The organism is Actinoplanes awajinensis subsp. mycoplanecinus (genome assembly GCF_001509495.1).
Taxonomy (GTDB): Bacteria; Actinomycetota; Actinomycetes; order Mycobacteriales; family Micromonosporaceae; genus Actinoplanes; species Actinoplanes palleronii.
In genome coordinates this window covers 211,736-230,574 of record NZ_LLZH01000013.1, presented here as the reverse complement: position 1 = coordinate 230,574, position 18,839 = coordinate 211,736, and the positions used below count along the sequence as shown (strand labels likewise).

Genomic DNA, 18,839 nt, shown 5'->3' with positions numbered 1-18,839 from the left:
AGCATGTGGCGGAAATTGACCGCGTTGATGCTAGTCAGACCAGCCCCCGCGCGCCGCCCCGCGCTCGTCAGGCAGGCTTGGCGACGTGGTCCTTCGTGCTGCCGGCCGTGGGCAGGGCGACCGAGGCGAGCAGGGCCAGCTTGTCGGCGTCGGCGGAGCCGGCGTCCGGGTGGTAGACGACAAGCATCAGGTCGTCGGTGCCGCTGATGGCGAGCCGCTCCCGGTTGAGGGTCAGCTCACCGACCTGCGGATGGTCGAGCCGGATCGGCCCGCCGCTCTGCCCCCGCACCTCGTGCCGGGCCCAGAGCTGCCGGAACCGCGGGCTCGCCAGCGTCAGCTCGCCGGTGAGCTCGATGAACCGTGGATCGTCGAGGTGGGTCCCCACGGCCTGCCGCAGGTTGGCGACGAAGCACTCCGTCACGTTCTCCCACTCCGGGTGCAGCGCCTGCGTCGCCGGGTCCAGGAACAGGTCCCGCAACTGGTTGCCGCCGGGGGCGTGGCCGGGCGACAGCGCCGCGGCCAGCGGGTTCACCGCCAGGATGTCGAAATAGCGGTCCTCGATGAAGGCCGGCTGCGCGAGGCTGGCCAGCAGCTTCAACGCTCCGGCCGGCGGCGTCTGCTTGCGTGGCCGGCGACGACGCCGCCGGGGAACGTCCGCGACCAGGGTCAGCAGGTGGGCGAAGTGGTCGTCGTCGAGCTGCAGCACGCGGGCGATCGCCTCGAGCACCTGGACGGAGGGGTTGCGGTCCCGGCCGCGTTCGAGCCGCAGGTAGTAGTCGGCGCTGATGCCGGCGAGCATGGCGACCTCCTCGCGCCGCAGGCCCGGCACCCGCCGCACGCCGACGTCGGGGATGCCCGCCTGCTGCGTCGTCACCAGCTCGCGCCGGGCCCGCAGGTAGGCGCCGAGGGCGTTCGTCGACTCGCTCATGGCCCGACATTAGCGCTGTGCGCACCGGGCGAAGGGGGTCCTGTCACACCCCAGGCTGCACAGGACTCCGGGTGTGCCGGTGCGTCGCTCGTAGCGTTCATGACGGCCCGCTGGGGGCCACGGAACGCGGAGGAAAACATGACCGTCAGCCTGATCACCGGTGGCAACAAGGGCATCGGCTACGAGACCGCCCGGCAGCTGCTGGCGCTGGGGCACCAGGTGTACATCGGCGCGCGGGACGCCGGGCGCGGCGCGAAGGCCGCCGCCGAGCTCGGCGCGCGGTTCGTCCAGCTCGACGTGACCGACGACGCCTCGGTCAGCAGCGCCCTGGCGACGATCGACGCGGCCGAGGGCCGGCTCGACGTCCTGGTGCACAACGCCGGAGTCCTGGAGACTGCGCTCGACGGCCCCGCGGCGCTGCGGTCCTTCGACACGAACGCGGTCGGCATCGTCCGGGTCACCGAGGCGGCGCTGCCGTTGCTGCGCAAGTCCTCGCACGCCAACGTGGTCACCGTGTCCAGCAGCGCCGGGTCGTTCTGGGCGGTGACCAACCCGGAGCGCCCGGAGTTCGGCCTGCCGCTCGCGCTGTATTCGGCGTCGAAGTCGGCGGCCACCATGCTGACGGTGCACTACGCCAAGGCACAGCCGGGCATCCGGTTCAACGCCGTCGAGCCGGGCCCCACCGCCACCGACATGACCGCCGCTTTCGGTATCGGGCGACCGGTTGAGCAGAGCGCCCGGGTCGTGGTCGGGATGGCCACTCTCGACGCCTCCGGTCCGACCGGCACCTTCCAGGACGAGACGGGTCCGCTGCCGTGGTGAGCCGCCGGCCCGTCAGGGGTCGGCGCGTAAGAGCTTGCCGAACAGGCGGTGGGTCTGCTCGGCGCGCAGGCCGACGAACGTGCCGGTCGCGGTGACCAGGGGTGTGCCGGGGTCGGCCTCGGTGGCGATGGTGCCGGTCGCGGTCACCCGGCGGCCGGCCACGTCCTGGACCTGGGCGGTCAGCAGCAGCGGGGTCAGCAGGGGGACCGGCGCGCGGTAGGTGGTGTCCAGCCGCACGGTCATCCCCGGATTGCCGGAGGCGACCACGGCGTGGCCGAGGATCTGGTCGAGCAGCATGGCGCTGACCCCGCCGTGCGCGAACGTCGGCGGGCCCTCGAAGGCCCGGCCGAGCGTGCACCGGCCGGTCGCCACGCCGGCCACCACCTCGATCTGCAGCGGCGGGGCGAGCGCACTGCCGGCCCCGGTGACCGGGTTGAACATCCGGACACCGCCGAGCAGGTCGTCGGCGCTGGACAGGGTCGATCGGTCGCGCACCCGGTCGCCGAGCCGGGCGGTCACCTCGCGGATCTCGGCGGCGGCCCGGAGCAGGTCGCCGGTCGGCACCTCGGTGGTGGTGGCGTGCTCGACCAGCGTGCGCAGGGCGTCGCCCAGCTCGGTGATCGCTTCGCGTCGATGGGCCCGGCCGGTCTCGTCTGCGGTCACCGCGTGTCCGTCCACCACCACAGCATCGCCGTCGCCGGGCGACCGACGCTAGTGAATCAAGTCACACTGCTATAACCTGTTCTAGTTGCTCTACTCGAGGAGGAGCGCGATGGCCAAGGTGACCGTTGAGGCCGATGCCAAGGCGGATCCGCAGCGGATCTGGGACGTGGTGTCCGACCTGTCCCGGGTCCCGGAATGGAACACGATGCACGAGGGTTTCGCCGGCGACGTGCCGGCGGTCCTCGGCGAGGGCGCGACGTATCGGCAGAAGGTCAAGCTGATGGGCATGCCCGCCGAGATGGCCTGGCGGGTGACCGCCGCGGCGGCGCCGGGCCGGCTCGAGCAGGACGGCGACGGGCCGATGGGCGTCAAGGCGAAGAACCTCTTCGTGATCACGCCGGCCGACGGCGGCTCGCACATCACGTACGAAATGGAGTTCATCGGTCCGGCCCTGAAGGGCCCGATGGCCGGCATGCTGGAGAAACAGGCCGGCGCCGCCGGCCAGCAGGCCTTGGCGAAGCTGGTCGCGCTGACCGAGTGACCAGCGCGAGCACAACGGCGGAGTGATCAGCGCAGCAGCAGGCGGCTCGCCAGCTCCAGATGGTTGATCACGTCGTTGGCCGAGGCGCGGCGGGTCACCCAGGCGACCAGGTTGGAGAGCCACACGTCGCCGATGACCCGCGCTTTCGCCCGGTCGTCGGCGGTCGGCTCGCCGTCGTGCATGGCCCGGGTGAACATGTCCTCCATCAGCCGCGCGACCGCGTTGACCTCGGCGCTCGCGGACGGATCGGCGAACATGAAGGCCCGGGTCATCGCCTCGGTCAGGTGCGGTTCGCGCTGCATCGCCCGGGTCACCCGGCTCAGCACGAACTGCATGCGCTCGTGCGGGGTGTCGCCGGGGATCGGCTTGCGCTCCAGCTTCTCCTGGATCTTCTCCAGCTCGAGCGCCAGCGCCGAGACCAGCAGGTGGATCTTCGACGGGAAGTAGCGGTACAGCGTGCCGAGGGCGACGTCGGCGCGCTCCGCCACCGTGCGCATCTGCACCGCGTCGTAGCCGCCCTTCGACGCCAGCAGCAGCGTCGCCTCGAGGATCCGGCGGCGCCGGTCGCGCTGTGCGGCGGAACCCTGCTCGCTGTCGAGAGTGCTGCGTGCCGCGCCAATACTGGAATTTGTTCTCGGTGCCGCCATGGTTGCCCCTCATGACCCGGTGGTTCACTCCAGCCTAGCAACGGGTTGTTGACGACCCGTTACGGCCACCGATCTCCACCCGGAAGTGAAACGTGTTCTAATGGCTGGCATGGGTCCGGACTTCGCGCTCGACGACGCCCAGGAGGCGATCGTCCGCCTCGCCGGCGAGGTGCTGAGCGACCACGACAGCGCGCCAGGACGCGGCCTCGGCAGCGCGCCAGGACGCAACCACGACAATGCGCCAGGACGCGGTCTCGGCGGCGGGCCGGCAGGCGGTCACGACGGCGCGGCGGCAGGCTTGTGGAAGTCGCTCGGCCAGGCCGGGCTGCTCGGCCTCGCGGTGCCGCGGGAGCTGGGCGGCGCCGGGCTCGGCGCGCTGGAGACCGGGCTGCTGCTCACCGAGATCGGCCGGCATGCCGCCGCGGTGCCGGCCTGGTCGACGCTCGCGCTCGGCGTGCTGCCGGTGGCCCGGTGGGGCACCCCGGCGCAGCAGCGCGACCTGTTGCCGGGCGTGTTGGAGGGCCGGGTGCTGACCGCCGCGCTCGGCGGTTTGCACGGGACCGGGCCGCGAGACCAAGGCGCACCGGTCCCGGTCGCCGACGACGGGCGGCTGAGCGGGACGTGCCATGACGTTCCCGACGCGGACCAGGCCCATCGCATCCTGATCCCGGTCGGTGAGCGGGTCGTGCTGGTCGATCCGGCCGCTGCGGGTGTCACCGTCCGGCGCACTCCGGGCGGATTCGCGGTGCTGCTGGCCGATGTGGCGTCCGAGCCGCTGGGCGACGGGAAGGCAGACATTCACCGGTACGCGGTGTCCGGCGCGGCTGCTCTCGGCGACGGTGCGCTGGCCGGCGCGCTGCGGATGACGGCCGACCACGTGCGGGACCGGCACCAGTTCGGCCGGCCGCTGGCCACCTTCCAGGCGGTCGCCCAGCAGATCGCCGACGTGTATGTCACCTCCCGCACCATGCACCTCGCCGCCCTGGCCGCCGGCTGGGGAGTGGACGACGGCGCCGAGGACGACAGTGACCTGTGGACCGCCGCGTACTGGATGAGCAGTGAAGTGCTGCCGGCGCTGCGGACCTGTCACCACCTGCACGGCGGGCTCGGGCTGGCCGCCGACTACCCGCTGCACCGGCACACCGCGCTGGTCCGTGAGCTGGTGCGGCACCTCGGCGGCGCGGAGCAGTGCCTCGACCGGCTGGGAGGCCACGGTGCGCATCGATCTGACTGACGAGCAGCGGGGGCTCCGGACGCGGCTCCGGTCGTACCTCACAGAGGTCTTGAATGAACAGGAACGCGCAGCGGTCCTGCGCGAGCGGCACGGCAGTGAGTTCCGCGGTCTGGTTCGCCGGCTCGGCCGCGACGGGTGGCTGGGGATCGGCTTTCCGGAGCGGTTCGGCGGGGGTGGGCTCGGGGCGGTGGAGCAGCAGATCTTCGTGACCGAGGCGGCGCGCGCCGACGTGCCGCTGCCCGCGGTGACCCTGCAGACCGTGGCACCGACGCTGCTCGCGCACGGTACGCGGGAGCAGCAGGAGTTCTTCCTGCCGCGGATCCTGGCCGGGGAGATCCACTTCGCGATCGGGTACACGGAGCCGGAGGCGGGCACCGATCTTGCGGCGCTGCGCACCCGGGCGGTGCGGGTCGGCGACGAATACCTGGTCAACGGCGAGAAGACGTTCACCACGGGCGCGCACGACGCCGACTATCTGTGGCTGGCCTGCCGCACCGACCCGGACGCGCCCCGCCACCGCGGCCTGTCCATCCTGATCGTCGACACCACCGATCCCGGCTACGCGTGGACGCCGATCATCACGTGCGACGGCGCGCACCACGTGAACACGGTCTATCTCACCGACGTGCGGGTGCCCGCGAACCGCCTGGTCGGCGCGGAGAACGGCGGCTGGCGACTGCTGACCACGCAGCTCAACCACGAGCGGGTGATGCTCGGGCCGGCCGGGCGGTTCGGGGCGTTCATCGATCGCGTCGGTGCCTGGGCGGCCGATCATGATGCTCCGGACGTGCGGCGGGCGCTGGCCCGGGCCGAGGCGTACCGGCGGGTGAACGAGCTGCTCAACTGGCAGGTGACCGGTGGCGAGCCGGGTGCCGCCGACGCGTCGGTGACCAAGGTGTTCTCGTCGGAGCGGCTGCTGCGGATCGGCCAGGAGCTGGAGGAGGTGGTCTGGCGGTATGGCGACCCGGCCGACCCGGCGACCGCGGAGTTGCTGGTGTGGCTGGATCTGCAGGCCAAGCGCAACCTGGTGCTGACGTTCGGCGGCGGGGTCAACGAGATCCAGCGGGAACTGATCGCGTCGGCGGGTCTCGGGCTGCCCCGGGTGCCCCGATGAGCGAGACGATCGAGGCGGCAGCGCGGCGGATCGCTGAGGCCGGTTTGTCGCCGGCACGGCCGGCTCGGGATCCGGTGCACCGGCCGGCGATCCGGGACTGGCTCGCCGCGATCGGCGACGACAACCCGCGTTACGAGCGCGAGGGCCTGGCGCCGCCCGCGATGGTGCAGGTGTGGACGATGCGCGGGTTGCGCCCCTCAGCGCCGGACGACGCCGACCCGCTGCGCGTCATGTCGGACGTGCTGGACGAGGCCGGCTTCACGTCGGTCGTGGCGACCGATTGTGCACAGACCTACCACCGCTACCTGCGCGAGGGGGAGACCGTGGCGGTCCGCAGCCGGCTCACCGGCGTGGCCGGGCCGAAACGGACCGCGCTCGGCGAGGGCTGGTTCGTCACCACGGCGAGTACCTGGGAGGTCGACGGCGAGCCGGTGGCCGAGATGCGGTTCCGGGTGCTGAAGTACCGGCCCAGCGCGACGGCGGCCCCGGTGCGAGCGGACCCGATCCGGCCGGTGACCGGCCCGGACTCCGCGTTCTTCTGGGCTGGTGTCGAAGCCGGTGAGCTGCGCATCCAGCGTTGCGGCAAGTGCGGCGCGCTGCGTCACCCGCCCGGCCCGGGCTGCCCGGCCTGCGGCGCCTTCACCCCGGAATACCTGGTCGCCGCCGGCACCGGGACCGTACACAGCTACGTCGTGCACCACCACCCGCCGCTGCCCGGCCGCCGCTCCCCGGTCACGGTCGCCCTGGTCGATCTCGACGAGGGCGTCCGCATGGTCGGCGAACTGCGCGGCACCCGCCCGGCCATCGGCGACCGGGTCCAGGTGACGTTCGCCGACGGCCTGCCGGTGTGGCGGCCGGCCGGGGTCGAGCTGCCACGCTGGGACCTCGCGGTCACCCCCACCGTGATCATCAGCAGTGCGCTGGCCACCAGGGACTTCCAGGACGTGCACCACGACCGGGACGCGGCGGTGCGGCGCGGCAGCCGGGACATCTTCCTCAACATCCTGGCGACGACCGGTTTCGTTCAGCGCTACGTCACCGACTGGGCCGGCCCGGACGCGGTGCTGCGCGGCATCGAGATCCGGCTCGGTGCGCCCTGCCACCCCGGCGACACGCTGACCTTCACGGGATACGCGCACGGCGACGAGGTGGCGGTCGCCGGCCGCACGGCCACCGGCGAGCACGTCTCGGGCACCGTGCGGGTGACGTCGTGAACGCCGCGATCGCCGGCATCGGTGCCACCGAGTTCTCCAAGGACTCCGGCCGCAGCGAGCTGCGCCTCGCCGTCGAAGCGGTCCGCGCCGCGCTCGACGACGCCGGGCTGCGCGCGTCGGACGTCGACGGGCTGACCACGTTCAGCATGGACGACAACGCGGAGATCGCGGTGGCCCGGGAGATCGGCGCGGGCGAGCTGACCTTCCTGAGCCGGATCGGGTACGGCGGGGGAGCGGCCTGCGCGATCGTCCAGCAGGCCGTGCTCGCCGTGACAGCCGGGATCGCCGAGACCGTGGTCTGCTACCGCGCCCTCAACGAACGCTCCGGCCGCCGGTTCGGGCAGGCGACCGTGCCGCCCGGGCTCGACGCGAGCTGGCACTACCCGATGGGCCTGGCCACCCCGGCCGCCCAGGTGGCCATGGTCGCCCAGCGCTACCTGCACGACTACGGCGCCACCACCGACGACTTCGGCCGGGTCACCGTGGCGGCCCGCCGGCACGCGGCGACCAACCCGGCCGCCTGGTTCTTCGGCCGGCCGATCAGCCTCGACGACCATCGGGCGTCGCGCTGGATCGCCGAGCCGCTGCGGCTGCTCGACTGCTGCCAGGAGAGCGACGGGGCGGTCGCGCTGGTGGTGACGTCCGTCGAGCGGGCCCGTGACCTGCGCCGGCCGCCGGCCGTGGTGCGCGCGGCGGCACAGGGCAGTGGACCGGACCAGTTCGTGATGACCAGCTACTACCGCGAGGAGGTGGCTGCGCTGCCGGAGATGGGGGTGGTGGCCCGCCAGCTGTGGGGGCGGTCCGGGTTCAGGCCCGCCGACGTGCGCGCGGCTGTGCTCTACGACCACTTCACGCCGTACGTGTTGATGCAGCTGGAGGAGCTGGGCTTCTGCGGCCGGGGGGAGGGGCGGCATGTGGTCGCGGAGGAGCGGCTGCCGATCAACCCGCACGGTGGGCAGCTGGGTGAGGCGTACATCCACGGCATGAACGGGATCGCCGAGGCGGTGCGGCAGGTCCGCGGCACCGCCGTCAACCAGGTCCCGGGCGACGGCCCGGTGCTGGTCACGGCCGGGACCGGAGTGCCGACCAGCGGCCTGATCCTCAGCGGAGCGTGACGACCGCGTCCGACAGCGCCGGGGCGTCGCCGCGGTCGGCGACCGTGGCGGTCAGGACCAACCGGTGGTCCTCGCGCCAGATCCGGGTGCGCAGCGTCTCGCCGGGGAAGACCACCCCGGCGAAGCGGGCGCGATATCCGGCCACCCGCTGCGGGTCCGTGCCGATCGCGGCTTTCAACACCATGGCGTACGTGCAGAGTCCGTGCAGGATCGGGCGGTCGAACCCGGCCCGGGCCGCGAAGACCGGGTCGACGTGCAGGGGATTGCGGTCGCCGAGAAGCCGATACCAGAGCGCCTGCCGCGGATCGGTCCGGCTGAGCACCTCGGCGTCCGGCGCGCGCACCGGCGGTGGCACCCGGGTGTCCGGCCCGCGATCACCGCCGAAGCCGCCCGCGCCCTTGACGAAGATGCTGATCCGGCTGGTGAAATACGGCGTGACGGTCTCGGTGACGACGATCGCGGCGCTGCCCTTGTCGTGCACGGCGACGATCCGCGACCGCGCCGTGCAGCTACCCGCCACCGGGAGCGGCCGGTGGATCTCCAGCTCCTGCCGGCCGTGCACCACCCGGGCCAGGTCGACGTCGACGCCGGGCATACGCACCGCCGGCGGCTCGGTGTCGCGCAGCGTCGACGCCACCGTGGCGAAGCTGGGCAGCACCCCGCACAGGGCGCCTTCGTAGACGTAGGACAGCTCGTCCGCGCCCACGGCCAGGTGATAGAGCAGCACATCGGTGCTGTCCCAGCGCAGCTCCCGGCCGGGCAGCTCAGCCCCGACCGCAACCTCCGGATCAATCAGCATCAGCTGGCCCCCAGGGGTCCCTGATCATGGTTGAGGCACCCCTGTGGGCCAGCCGGGTCGTGGGCATCAGCTGGTCTCCAGGGGTCCCTGATCATGGTTGAGGCACCCCTGTGGGCCAGCCGGGGTTGTGCAGTCGAGGGCGGCGAGATAGCCGAAGGTCAGGGCCGGGCCGAGGGTTGCGCCCGCGCCCGCGTAACCCCGGCCCATCACCGCGGCGCCGGCGTTGCCGGCCGCATACAGCCCCGGGATGGCCGTGCCGTCCGGGCGCAGCACCCGCGCCCGCTCGTCGGTGCGCAGCCCGCCCTTGGTGCCCAGGTCGCCGGGGACCATCCGGAACGCGTAGAACGGCGGCCGGGCCAGCGCGCCCAGACACGGGTTGGGGCGTTGCCGCGGGTCGCCGTAATACCTGTCGTACGCCGAATCCCCGCGACCGAAGTCGTCGTCGTGCCCGTGCGCAGCGAAGCCGTTGAACCGCCGCACGGTGCTGCGCAAGGCGTAGGCGGGCACCCCGATCCGCCCGGCCAGCTCGTCGAGGGTGTCGGCCCGGTGCGCGATCCCGGCCGCGAACCATCGGCGCGGCAGCCGGGCGCGCGGCCCGTGCCCGGCGAACAGGTACCGGTTGCGGTACGTCTGATCCGCCACCAGCCAGGCCGGCAACTGCACGCCCGGGGCGAGCATCGCGTGCACGGCATCGACATACGGCGCGGCCTCGTTGACGAATCGCCGCCCGCTGCTGTCGACGAGCAGGCAGCCGGGCTGGTTGCGTTCGGCGAGGCAGAAATACGGCCCGCCGGGCAGCGGGATCGACGGCCCCCACCAGGCCTCGTCCATCAGGTCGAGCGCGGCGCCGAGCCGCTCACCGGCCTCGATGCCGTCGCCGGTGTTGCCGCTCGCGCCCGCCGTCCACTCCACACCGAGGTCCTGGTATTTGCGGCGCATCGGCTCGTTGTGCTCGAACCCGCCGCTGGCCAGCAGCACACCCCGCCGGGCCCGGAACGTCAGCCCACCGGCGCGGACCCCGGCGACCCGGCCGTGCTCGACGAGCAGGTCGGTCATCGGTGTGCCGAGCCGCACGTCGACTCCCGCCGTCCGCAAACCGGCCCGCAAACCGGCGGCCAGCGCCTGACCCATCGTCAGCTTCCGCCGGGTCAGCGCCCGGGCGGCGAGCCGCGCCACGGTCAGGAAGGCCCGCGGATGCCGGGTGCCCAGCGACAGCCACCGGAAGTCGACCTGGGTGACGGCGATCCCTTTGGGCGCCGCCCGGTACGGCCTGGCCAGGGTGGCCAGGTCCGGCCCGGCCAGCCGGGCGTCCAGCGGCCGCGGCTCGATGCTGCGCCCGCCCGGACGGCCGCCGGGCGCCTCGGGGTGATAGTCGGGATAACCGGGCACCCAGGCGAAGTCGAGCGGGGTGTGCGCCCGGACGAGCGCCAGCATCGCCGGCCCGGCGGCCAGGAACGCGTGCTGCCGCGCGGCCGTGACCTCTGCCCCGGCGACGTGCGCGAGATAGGCCCGCGCCTCCTCGGCACTGTCGCGCACGCCGGCGCGGCGCAGCACCTCGTTGCCCGGCAGCCACAGCCCGCCGCCGGAGCGGGCGGTGGAACCGCCGTAGGAGCCGGCCTTCTCCAGCACGATCGCGCTCAGCCCGTGGTGCGCGGCGGTGAGCGCCGCGACCATCCCGGCGCCGCCGCTGCCGGCCACCACCAGATCGAATTCGCCCTCGGCCTCCGCCACTAGAACAGGTTATAGTTATGGCCCATCCGGCGCCACTGGAGGAGGAGGTTCCGTGACCGGCTCGTGGGACGTCGTCGTCGTCGGTTTCGGCGCGGCCGGCGCGTGCGCCGCGATCGAGGCCGCCGACGCGGGCGCGCGGGTGCTGGTGCTCGACCGGTTCGGCGGCGGCGGGGCCACCGCGATCTCCGGCGGGGTGGTTTATGCCGGTGGCGGCACCCGGCAGCAGCAGGCCGCCGGGGTCAGCGACACACCGCAGGAGATGGCCGACTACCTGCGCGAGGAGGCCGGTGACACGGTGTCGGCCGGCACGCTGCGCCGGTTCTGTGAGCAGAGCGCCGGGATGCTCGACTGGCTGGCCGAGCTGGGGGTGCCGTTCGACGCGCGCCGCTGTCCCTACAAGACCTCTTACCCCACCAACAGACATTTTTTGTACGTCTCGGGCAGCGAGACCGCGTTCGGCCAGTCGGCGCCCCGGGGCCACCGGGTGCTGGCCCGTGGCACGTCCGGCCGGGTGCTCTTCGCCCGGCTCGCCGCTGCCGTGCGCGACCGCGGCGTGGACGTGTTCCCGCAGACCCGGGCCGAGCGGCTGGTCACCGACGCAGGCGGGCGGGTGACCGGTGTGGAGTGCCGGACCCTGCGCGGCGCGCCCGGCTGGGTGCGGCTCGCGTTTCGGGTGCTGCACCGCTGGTCGGTGACGCCCGGGCTCTACCTGCCGGGGCTGGGCCGGGCGCTGCACCGGCGGGTGGCCGCGCTGGAGCGGCGGTACGCGCGTCCGCTGCGGGTCTCGGCGACCCGTGGCGTGATCCTCTGCGCGGGCGGGTTCGTCTTCAACCGCGCGATGATGCGCGAGCACGCGCCCGACTATCGGGGCGGGTTGCGGCTGGGCACGCCCGGCGACGACGGCTCGGGCATCCGGCTCGGTGTCGCGGCGGGTGGCTCCACGGCGCATCTCGATCGGGTGAGCGTCTGGCGGTTCCTGAGCCCGCCCGCGGCCATGCTCGACGGCCTGCTCGTCGACCGGGACGGCCGGCGGGTCTGCGACGAGTCCCGCTACGGTGCGGCGGTCGGCGAGGCGATCCTGCGCTCGCCGGGGTCGCGGGCCTGGCTGCTGCTCGACGCAGCCACGCTGGCGCGGTGTCGCCGTCAGTGGTGGGGGCAGACGCTGTGGTTCCAGCGCTGGCCGGTGTTGTGGCTGCTCACGGCGGGTCGGGTCACCGGCGCCACGCTGGAGGCGGTCGCCCGCAAGGCCGGTGTCGACCAGGCCGGTCTGGCCGCCACGGCCGGGCCGCATGCGGGCTCCCCGCCGTACTCGATGGTTGATGTGTCGATCCGGAAGCGGACCGCCTACCCGGCGCCGATGCTCACCCTCGGGGGTCTGCGGGTCGACGAGCAGACCGGGCAGGTGGTGGGGGTGTCCGGGCTGTATGCCGCCGGGCGCACCGCGGTCGGGATCTGTTCGCGCAGCTACGTGAGCGGGTTGTCGCTGGCCGACTGCGTCTTCTCCGGGCGCCGGGCCGGCCGCAGCGTCGCTGTCCAGGACCGGGGAGGCGGGCAGGCTGACTTCCCTGGCCATCGTCCGGGGTCGGGAGGCCAGCAGGCTGACTTCCCCGGCCATCGTCCGGGGCTGGGGAGGCCCGCATGCTGACCGAAGCTGATCGTCTCGCGCTCGCCGAGTGGCTGCGCGTGGCCGAGCGTGACCGCAAGCCGATCCCGCCACTGACCGAGGAGTGGCCCGACCTGACCGCCGCCGATGCCTACGCGATCCAGCTCGTCAACATCGGCCGCCGGGACAGTGCCGTGGTGGGGCACAAGGTCGGGCTGTCCTCGGCGGCGATGCAGCAGATGATGGGCGTCGACGAGCCGGACTACGGGCACCTGCTGGCCGACATGCAGCTGTCCGAGACCGATCCGGTCGACGCGGCGCGCTACTGCTATCCGCGGGTTGAGATCGAGGTGGCGTTCCTGCTCGGCGCGGACCTGCCCGGCGAGGGCTGCACCGAGGAGGATGTGCTGGCGGCGACGGAGTGGTTTGCGCCGTCGATCGAGCTGATCGACAGCCGGATCGCGGACTGGAAGATCGGTCTGGCCGACACGATCGCCGACAACGCGTCGTCGGCCGGGTTCGTGATCGGCGCCGGGCGGGTGCGGCCGACCGATATCGACCCGCGGGGGATCGACGCTGTGCTGTTCCGGGACGGCGAACCGGTGGTGGGCGGGCGCTCCGACGCGGTGCTCGGCAACCCGGTGACCGCGGTGGCGTGGCTGGCCCGGACCGTCGCCGGCTTCGGGGTGCGTCTGCGCGCCGGCCATCTGGTGCTGCCGGGAGCGTGCGCCCGCGCCGTCGACGTGCAGCCGGGCTCGTCATACCGGGCGGCGTTCACCGGCCTCGGCGAGGTGCGGCTGTCCTTCCGGGCCGACGCGCACCCCACCGGCACCGAGGCGGCGCGGTGACGAGCGGAGGCGGCGCGGTGACGGGCGCAGGGGCCAGGCCGCAGCGACGGGCGGAGGCGGCGCGGTGACGGGCGCAGGGGTCGCAGCGACAGGCGGAGGTGGCGGGGTGGCAAAGCTGACCGCGGCGATCGTCGGGTCCGGCAACATCGGCACCGACCTGCTGCACAAGCTGCGGCGCTCGGCCTGGATCGAGCCGCTCTGGATGGCCGGCATCGACCCGGACAGCCCCGGCCTGCGCCGCGCCGCCGACCTCGGCCTGGCCGTCAGCGCGAAAGGCGCCGACTGGCTGCTCACCCAGGACCCGCTGCCTGACCTGGTCTTCGAGGCCACCTCGGCGGCCGTGCACCGCGCCGCCGCGCCGCGCTACGCCGAGGCCGGGATCCGCGTGATCGACCTCACCCCGGCCGCCGTCGGCCCGCTCGTCGTGCCCGAGGTCAACCTGCGCGAGCACCTCGACGCGCCGAACCTCAACCTGATCACCTGCGGCGGGCAGGCCACCATCCCGATGGTGCACGCGGTGTCCCGGTGCGCGCCGGTCGCCTACGCCGAGATCGTCGCGACCGTGGCGTCCCGCTCGGCCGGCCCGGGCACCCGGGCCAACATCGACGAGTTCACCCGCACCACCGGGCGCGCCCTGGCAACGGTCGGCGGCGCGGAACGGGGCAAGGCGATCGTGGTGCTCAACCCGGCCGACCCGCCGCTGGTCATGCGGGACACGGTGTTCTGCGCGATCGGGCCGGACGCCGACCACGACGCGATCCGCGCTTCGATCGTCGCGATGGCCGCGGCGGTGGCCCGCTACGTTCCGGGCTATCGGCTGCTCAACGAGCCACAGTTCGACCGCGGCCGGGTGGCGATCTTCGTGGAGATCAGTGGGGCCGGGGACTTTCTGCCGTCGTACGCCGGGAATCTGGACATCATGACCGCGGCGGCGACGCGGGTCGGGGAGGAGCTGGCGGCATGACCACCGACATCCGGATCACCGATTCGTCGTTGCGGGACGGCTCGCACGCCAAACGCCACCAGTTCACCGTCGCCGAGGTCACCGCGGTGGTCGCCGCCCTGGACGCGGCCGGGGTGCCGGTGATCGAGGTGACCCACGGCGACGGACTGGGCGGGTCGTCGTTCACGTATGGGCTGTCGCGGACGCCGGAACAGGAGCTGATCACGGCGGCCGTCGCGACCGCCACCCGCGCGAAGATCGCGTTTCTGATGCTGCCCGGGATCGGGCTGTTCGACGACATCCGCGCGGCCGCCGCACACGGTGCCACGGTGTGCCGGATCGCCAGCCACTGCACCGAGGCCGACATCACCGAGCAGCACTTCGGGCTGGCCCGCGAGCTGGGCCTGGAGACCGTCGGCTTCCTGATGATGGCCCACTCGCAGCCACCCGATGTGCTCGCCGCGCAGGCCCGGATCATGGCGGATGCCGGCTGCCAGTGCGTCTACGTGGTCGACTCGGCCGGCGCGCTCGTGCTCGACCAGGTCGGTGACCGGGTCGCCGCACTGGTCGCCGAGCTCGGCGACGACGCGCAGGTCGGCTTCCACGGCCACGAGAACCTGGGCCTGGGCGTGGCCAACTCGGTCCTGGCCGTGCGGGCCGGCGCGAAGCAGATCGACGGCAGCACCCGCCGGTTCGGGGCCGGCGCCGGGAACACGCCGGTGGAGGCGTTCGTCGGCGTCTGCGACAAGCTCGGCATCCGCACCGGCGTGGACTTCTTCGCGATCGTCGACGCCGCCGAGGACGTGGTGCGCCCGGTCATGCCGGCCGAGTGCACACTCGACCGGATGGCTCTGATCATGGGTTATGCCGGGGTGTACTCCAGCTTCCTGACCCACGCGTTCACGCTGGCCGAGCGCTATCGGGTCTCCGGCGCGGAGATCCTGGTGCAGGCCGGGCAGCGCCGGCTGGTCGGCGGCCAGGAGGATCAGCTCATCGACATCGCGATCAGCCTGGCCGCCGCACACTGAATCAGTTCATCGTGGCGCCGATGGTACTGCTGCCGGTGGTCAGGAACGTGGTGGCGGGCAGGGTGCCGCTCGACGACCGCGCGTTGTAGGTGGTGGTCGCGTTGGTCGAGACGAACGACGGGGTGCTGATCCCGCTGTCCCAGTTGTTACCGGACGAGACCACCGACGACCCCTTGTTCACCAGGCCGCTGCCGTTGCCGACCGCCAGGTTCTTGCCGAGCTTCGCCGCACTGGTGGCGAAGTAATAACCCCAACTGCCATTGGCGTACGCGGTGGTCCGGTTGATCACGATCGCGCCCTTGTTGGAGTTCTCGGTGAACCCGTTGCCGGCGTCGTCCCAGGCCGCCGAGTTGTTCACCACGTGCGCCACCGTCTCGCCGTCCCCGCCGAGCTTGTAGCCGTTGCCGTCACCGGCGAACGCCGAGTCGCTCCAGCGGTTCTTGCCGTTGCCGAACGACCAGGTGTGCTCGATGGTCACCGGCGAGGAGAACGACCACAGGTCGATCCCGTCGTCGGAGTTGTTGTAGACCCGGGCGCCGGTGATCAGGTTCCCGGTGCCGGAGCCGAACTTGACCGCGATCCCGTCGGCGTTCTCCCCGTGCTCGGCGGCGTCGTAGTTGCCGTACGAATCGATGTTCTTGACGGTGTTGTTGCTGGTGCCGTCGCCGGTCAGGGTGAAACCGGAGTCGCCACCGTTGATCGTCTTGATGTTGTTCCAGGTGGTGCCGATGCAGGACTGGCAGACCACCGCGCTGTCCGGCGAGTTCTGGAAGGTCAGGTTCGAGACGTTCCAGTAGTCGGCGGTCAGCTTGAAGATCCAGGAACCGCTGGGGAGGCTGGTTCCGCTGATCTTGACGCTTTCCGATCCGTACGCGGTGAGCGTGATCGGCGAGCCGGACGTGCCGTTGACCGTCGACTGCAGTGTGGCGGTCGGGTAGTAGGTGCCGCCGCGGACCTGGATCACGGTACCGGCGGTGGCGTTCTTGATGGCGTTGGTCAGGTCGGTCACCGTGCTGACCACGACCGTGGCCGCTGTTGCCGGTGCGGGCAGCAGCGCGAGGCCGACGGCGGCGACGGCCGACGCGGCCAGGATGTTCCGGATGGATCTCATGACGCTTCCTTTCGGAGGGGATCGGCGCCGTCGTTGGGGGGCGACGACACCGGGCGCGTCATGGAATCGAAACATGGAAGTCTCTGGATTGAAAGCTTACAACTCAGTAGTACGTGACCGACACGTGCTCGCTGCGGGCCACCGACTGGCAGGCCAGCACATACCCCTCGGCGAAATCCTCCTCCTCGAGGATCTCGTTGTTGATCATCTCGACCTCCCCGCTGAGCAGCCGGCACGCGCACGCGCCGCAGTGCCCCTGCCGGCACGAGAACGGCGGGTTGAGCCCGGCCTCGATCACCACGTCCAGCATCCGTGTGCCGGTCGGCCACGCCAACCGGTGGGTCTGCCCGTCCAGCTCCACCTCGAGGGTCGCGTCCGCCGTGCGGACCTGCTCGAACGCGAAACGCTCGACCCGCACGCGATCATGCGGGACTCCGGCCTCCTGCAGCGCCTCGCGGGCGATCGCCACAAAGGGCTCAGGACCGCAGATGTACGCCATGAGCCCCGCCCACGGCGTCACGACCGCGGCCAGCGCGCCCGGGTCGGGGGCGCCGCGCTCGTGGTCCAGCCAGTGCGTCACGCGCAGCCGGTCACCGTGACGCCGCCCCAGCTCGGCCAGCTCGCCGGCGAAGATGATCGACGACTCGTCGCGGTTCGCGTAGACCAGCGCGAGCCGCCCGTGCCCGTGGGCGAGCACCGACTTGATGATCGCCATCACCGGGGTGATGCCGCTGCCCCCGGCGAGCAGCAGCAGGTCGTCGTCGAGCGAGCCGGGCGTGAACTCCCCGGCCGGCGGCAACAGCTCCAGCTCGTCACCGGCTTGGACGTGGTCGCAGAGCCAGTTGGACGCCTGCCCGTCGCGTACCCGTTTGATGGTGATCTTGGGGTTGGTGTCGGTGTGCGGCGAGCTGGACAGCGAATAGCTGCGGGCCACACTGCCGCTGCCGTGCGGCACCAGGACGGTCAGGTATTGCCCCGGCAGGTAGGAGAACGTCGCGGACAGCTCCGGCGGCACGGCCAGCACCAGCGAGTGTGCCTCGGCCGTCTCGGCGATGACCTCGGCGACCCGCAGCCGGTACGCCATCAGGGAATGTCCAGGCGGCCGGCCCGCACCGCGTCGTCGATGCTGGCGTGCAGCGCCGGGCAGCGGGGCACGAGCGCGCCGAGCGGGGTGGTGCACTGCCGGACGGCCGCGGTGCTCCACTGCACGCTGGTCTGCTGCGGGCTGGACTTGCGGACCCGGACCACCGCGGCACAGCGCTCACAGGCCAGCTCCTCGAGGCCGCCCTCGAGGTATTCCTGCCGCTCGGTGCGGGTGCCGGCCCGGGTCACGGCGCCGACCCGGCCTGCCGTTGCAGGTTGGCCTCCACCTCGGCGGTCCAGGTCTCGACGGCGCGGGTGGTGTCGACCTCGAACTCGTAGCGGGCCACCATGTCCTCGGTGACGTCCTCGGTGTCGACGTAGAACTGCTCATACCACCGCCGGAGCTGGTAGACCGGGCCGTCCTCGGCGCAGAGCAGCGGGTTGTCGACGCGGCTCTTGTTCTTCCAGATCTCCACGTCCTGCTCGAAGCCGATCCCGATGCTCTTGGCGAACTTCGTCGCGGCCCGGGCCGCCTGCTCGGTGGTGAGGCCGGGCAGCCGTTTGACGATCACACCCCACTGCAGGACGAACGACGTCGGCGTGACCGGGTAGTGGCAGTTGATCAGCACCGACTCGACGTTGAAGCCGCGGTAGTCGTTGAACAGGTAGTCGATCATGTAGGACGGGCCGTGATAGGCCGCCTCGGAGCGCAGCGTCGCGTCGCCGGCCTGCCGCGCGGTGACCGGCACGTCCGGCCGGGGCCGGGTCTGCAGGAACTGCGCCGCCACGTGACCCTCCAGCACGTTCTTGAAGAGCGTCGGGAACGCGAAGTGGATGTAGAAGAAGTGCGCCATGTCGACCACGTTGTCGATCACCTCGCGGCAGTTGGCGCCGTCGATCCGGATCGAATCCCAGGTCCAGGTGCTCCACTCGTCGGAGAACGCGCCCTCGATCCGCGGGATGGTGACCTCGGGCGGTGGCGGGGCGCCCTGCGGGTCGTGCCAGACGAACAACTGCCTGTTCTGCTCCAGGGTCTGCCAGGAGCGGGTGCGGGCGCGCAGCGGAACCCGGCGCGCGTAGGGCACCGCGGCGCAGCGGCCGTCGCCGTGCCAGCGCCAGTCGTGGAACGGGCAGGCGATCTCGTCGCCCTTGACCGTGCCCATCGTCAGGTCACCGCCCATGTGCCGGCAATACCCGTCGAGCACGTGCAGGGCGCCCGCCGAGTCGGCGAAGACCACCAGCTTGGTGCCGAACGCCTCGATCGCGTGCGGCGCACCGTCGCGGAACGAGTCGGCCAGGCCCAGGCAGTGCCAGCCGCGGGCGAACCTGAGCGGCGGCACCCCGGTGTCGATCGTGCGTGCTGTCGCGCCGTCGGTCATCTTGCGCTCCCCAGCTCTCGGGGCGGTAGCCCGTCA

Annotated in this window: 18 protein-coding genes and 2 pseudogenes; 11 read left to right on the top strand and 9 right to left on the bottom strand. The window is 72.3% G+C overall.

The annotated features are described in order from the left end of the window. Positions 1 to 67: 67 nt before the first annotated feature. Positions 68 to 928: a helix-turn-helix domain-containing protein gene (locus ADL15_RS04415; protein ID WP_067685281.1), complete on the bottom strand. Its 861-nt coding sequence runs from the start codon at positions 926 to 928 to the stop codon at positions 68 to 70. A 138-nt stretch (positions 929 to 1,066) separates the two neighbouring features. Here ADL15_RS04415 and ADL15_RS04410 point away from each other — a divergent pair, with 138 nt between their 5' ends. After that, complete coding sequence (locus ADL15_RS04410; protein WP_067685280.1) at positions 1,067 to 1,750, top strand: SDR family NAD(P)-dependent oxidoreductase; 684 nt, start codon at positions 1,067 to 1,069, stop codon at positions 1,748 to 1,750. Positions 1,751 to 1,762: 12 nt separating this feature from the next. Here ADL15_RS04410 and ADL15_RS04405 read toward each other — a convergent pair whose 3' ends face one another. Next, the gene (locus tag ADL15_RS04405; RefSeq protein WP_067685393.1) at positions 1,763 to 2,413 is read right to left on the bottom strand and encodes a PaaI family thioesterase; all 651 of its coding nucleotides are present in this window, start codon (positions 2,411 to 2,413) and stop codon (positions 1,763 to 1,765) included. Between the two features lie 109 nt (positions 2,414 to 2,522). On the opposite strand from ADL15_RS04405, the gene ADL15_RS04400 reads away from it, so the two are divergent. Next, the gene (locus ADL15_RS04400; protein WP_067685279.1) at positions 2,523 to 2,954 is read left to right on the top strand and encodes a type II toxin-antitoxin system Rv0910 family toxin; all 432 of its coding nucleotides are present in this window, start codon (positions 2,523 to 2,525) and stop codon (positions 2,952 to 2,954) included. Positions 2,955 to 2,980: 26 nt separating this feature from the next. Here ADL15_RS04400 and kstR read toward each other — a convergent pair whose 3' ends face one another. Then, positions 2,981 to 3,601, bottom strand: a complete 621-nt coding sequence (gene kstR / locus ADL15_RS04395; RefSeq protein WP_067685278.1) for a cholesterol catabolism transcriptional regulator KstR — start codon at positions 3,599 to 3,601, stop codon at positions 2,981 to 2,983. A gap of 109 nt (positions 3,602 to 3,710) precedes the next feature. Between kstR and ADL15_RS04390 the strand changes: the two genes are divergently transcribed. The 5 genes and pseudogenes from ADL15_RS04390 to ADL15_RS04375 all read left to right on the top strand — a co-directional run bounded on the left by ADL15_RS04390 (position 3,711) and on the right by ADL15_RS04375 (position 8,278). Further along, on the top strand, positions 3,711 to 4,835 hold the full coding sequence (locus tag ADL15_RS04390; protein WP_067685277.1) for an acyl-CoA dehydrogenase family protein: 1,125 nt from the start codon (positions 3,711 to 3,713) through the stop codon (positions 4,833 to 4,835). Next, entirely contained in the window at positions 4,816 to 5,949 is a 1,134-nt protein-coding gene (locus ADL15_RS04385; RefSeq protein ID WP_067685392.1) for an acyl-CoA dehydrogenase family protein, read from the top strand. The genes ADL15_RS04390 and ADL15_RS04385 overlap by 20 nt, the downstream gene beginning before the upstream one ends. Further along, positions 5,946 to 6,767: pseudogene (locus ADL15_RS54985) on the top strand (bifunctional MaoC family dehydratase N-terminal/OB-fold nucleic acid binding domain-containing protein); the annotation flags it as partial. The gene ADL15_RS04385 and the pseudogene ADL15_RS54985, both read left to right, overlap by 4 nt. Before the next feature lie 27 nt (positions 6,768 to 6,794). Then, positions 6,795 to 7,163 (top strand): MaoC/PaaZ C-terminal domain-containing protein, encoded by a 369-nt coding sequence (locus ADL15_RS54980; protein ID WP_269748305.1) that lies wholly within the window; start codon positions 6,795 to 6,797, stop codon positions 7,161 to 7,163. Beyond that, on the top strand, positions 7,160 to 8,278 hold the full coding sequence (locus ADL15_RS04375; protein WP_067685275.1) for a lipid-transfer protein: 1,119 nt from the start codon (positions 7,160 to 7,162) through the stop codon (positions 8,276 to 8,278). The genes ADL15_RS54980 and ADL15_RS04375 overlap by 4 nt, the downstream gene beginning before the upstream one ends. Here the strand turns inward: ADL15_RS04375 and ADL15_RS04370 are convergent. Beyond that, the gene (locus ADL15_RS04370; protein ID WP_067685274.1) at positions 8,265 to 9,077 is read right to left on the bottom strand and encodes a MaoC/PaaZ C-terminal domain-containing protein; all 813 of its coding nucleotides are present in this window, start codon (positions 9,075 to 9,077) and stop codon (positions 8,265 to 8,267) included. The genes ADL15_RS04375 and ADL15_RS04370 overlap by 14 nt on opposite strands. Before the next feature lie 66 nt (positions 9,078 to 9,143). Further along, positions 9,144 to 10,808 (bottom strand): 3-oxosteroid 1-dehydrogenase, encoded by a 1,665-nt coding sequence (kstD, locus tag ADL15_RS04365; protein WP_067685273.1) that lies wholly within the window; start codon positions 10,806 to 10,808, stop codon positions 9,144 to 9,146. Between the two features lie 52 nt (positions 10,809 to 10,860). Here kstD and ADL15_RS04360 point away from each other — a divergent pair. The 4 genes and pseudogenes from ADL15_RS04360 to dmpG all read left to right on the top strand — a co-directional run. Then, positions 10,861 to 12,354, top strand: a pseudogene (locus ADL15_RS04360) (FAD-binding protein); the annotation flags it as partial. Between the two features lie 92 nt (positions 12,355 to 12,446). Continuing rightward, on the top strand, positions 12,447 to 13,259 hold the full coding sequence (locus ADL15_RS04355; protein WP_067685272.1) for a 2-keto-4-pentenoate hydratase: 813 nt from the start codon (positions 12,447 to 12,449) through the stop codon (positions 13,257 to 13,259). Between the two features lie 106 nt (positions 13,260 to 13,365). Continuing rightward, entirely contained in the window at positions 13,366 to 14,223 is an 858-nt protein-coding gene (locus tag ADL15_RS04350; RefSeq protein WP_067685271.1) for an acetaldehyde dehydrogenase (acetylating), read from the top strand. Continuing rightward, positions 14,220 to 15,230, top strand: a complete 1,011-nt coding sequence (dmpG, locus tag ADL15_RS04345) for a 4-hydroxy-2-oxovalerate aldolase (RefSeq protein WP_067685270.1) — start codon at positions 14,220 to 14,222, stop codon at positions 15,228 to 15,230. Before ADL15_RS04350 ends, dmpG begins: the two co-directional genes overlap by 4 nt. A 1-nt stretch (position 15,231) precedes the next feature. Here dmpG and ADL15_RS04340 read toward each other — a convergent pair whose 3' ends face one another. From ADL15_RS04340 to ADL15_RS04325, 4 genes are all read right to left on the bottom strand, one after another. Then, on the bottom strand, positions 15,232 to 16,341 hold the full coding sequence (locus tag ADL15_RS04340) for a right-handed parallel beta-helix repeat-containing protein (protein WP_067685269.1): 1,110 nt from the start codon (positions 16,339 to 16,341) through the stop codon (positions 15,232 to 15,234). 103 nt (positions 16,342 to 16,444) lie between these two features. Then, positions 16,445 to 17,425, bottom strand: a complete 981-nt coding sequence (locus ADL15_RS04335; protein WP_067685268.1) for a ferredoxin--NADP reductase — start codon at positions 17,423 to 17,425, stop codon at positions 16,445 to 16,447. Beyond that, positions 17,425 to 17,673 (bottom strand): hypothetical protein, encoded by a 249-nt coding sequence (locus ADL15_RS04330; protein WP_067685267.1) that lies wholly within the window; start codon positions 17,671 to 17,673, stop codon positions 17,425 to 17,427. Before ADL15_RS04330 ends, ADL15_RS04335 begins: the two co-directional genes overlap by 1 nt. Next, on the bottom strand, positions 17,670 to 18,803 hold the full coding sequence (locus ADL15_RS04325) for a Rieske 2Fe-2S domain-containing protein (protein WP_067685266.1): 1,134 nt from the start codon (positions 18,801 to 18,803) through the stop codon (positions 17,670 to 17,672). The genes ADL15_RS04330 and ADL15_RS04325 overlap by 4 nt, the downstream gene beginning before the upstream one ends. Between the last annotated feature and the right edge of the window lie 36 nt (positions 18,804 to 18,839).

Excerpts from the sequence above, each read along its gene's own strand:
- ADL15_RS04415 (WP_067685281.1), bottom strand. The coding sequence starts at position 928 with ATGAGCGAGTCGACGAACGCCCTCGGCGCCTACCTGCGGGCCCGGCGC.
- ADL15_RS04410 (WP_067685280.1), top strand. The coding sequence starts at position 1,067 with ATGACCGTCAGCCTGATCACCGGTGGCAACAAGGGCATCGGCTACGAG.
- ADL15_RS04400 (WP_067685279.1), top strand. The coding sequence starts at position 2,523 with ATGGCCAAGGTGACCGTTGAGGCCGATGCCAAGGCGGATCCGCAGCGG.
- kstR (WP_067685278.1), bottom strand. The coding sequence starts at position 3,601 with ATGGCGGCACCGAGAACAAATTCCAGTATTGGCGCGGCACGCAGCACT.
- ADL15_RS04390 (WP_067685277.1), top strand. The coding sequence starts at position 3,711 with ATGGGTCCGGACTTCGCGCTCGACGACGCCCAGGAGGCGATCGTCCGC.
- ADL15_RS04370 (WP_067685274.1), bottom strand. The coding sequence starts at position 9,077 with ATGCTGATTGATCCGGAGGTTGCGGTCGGGGCTGAGCTGCCCGGCCGG.
- ADL15_RS04355 (WP_067685272.1), top strand. The coding sequence starts at position 12,447 with ATGCTGACCGAAGCTGATCGTCTCGCGCTCGCCGAGTGGCTGCGCGTG.
- dmpG (WP_067685270.1), top strand. The coding sequence starts at position 14,220 with ATGACCACCGACATCCGGATCACCGATTCGTCGTTGCGGGACGGCTCG.
- ADL15_RS04340 (WP_067685269.1), bottom strand. The coding sequence starts at position 16,341 with ATGAGATCCATCCGGAACATCCTGGCCGCGTCGGCCGTCGCCGCCGTC.
- ADL15_RS04335 (WP_067685268.1), bottom strand. The coding sequence starts at position 17,425 with ATGGCGTACCGGCTGCGGGTCGCCGAGGTCATCGCCGAGACGGCCGAG.
- ADL15_RS04325 (WP_067685266.1), bottom strand. The coding sequence starts at position 18,803 with ATGACCGACGGCGCGACAGCACGCACGATCGACACCGGGGTGCCGCCG.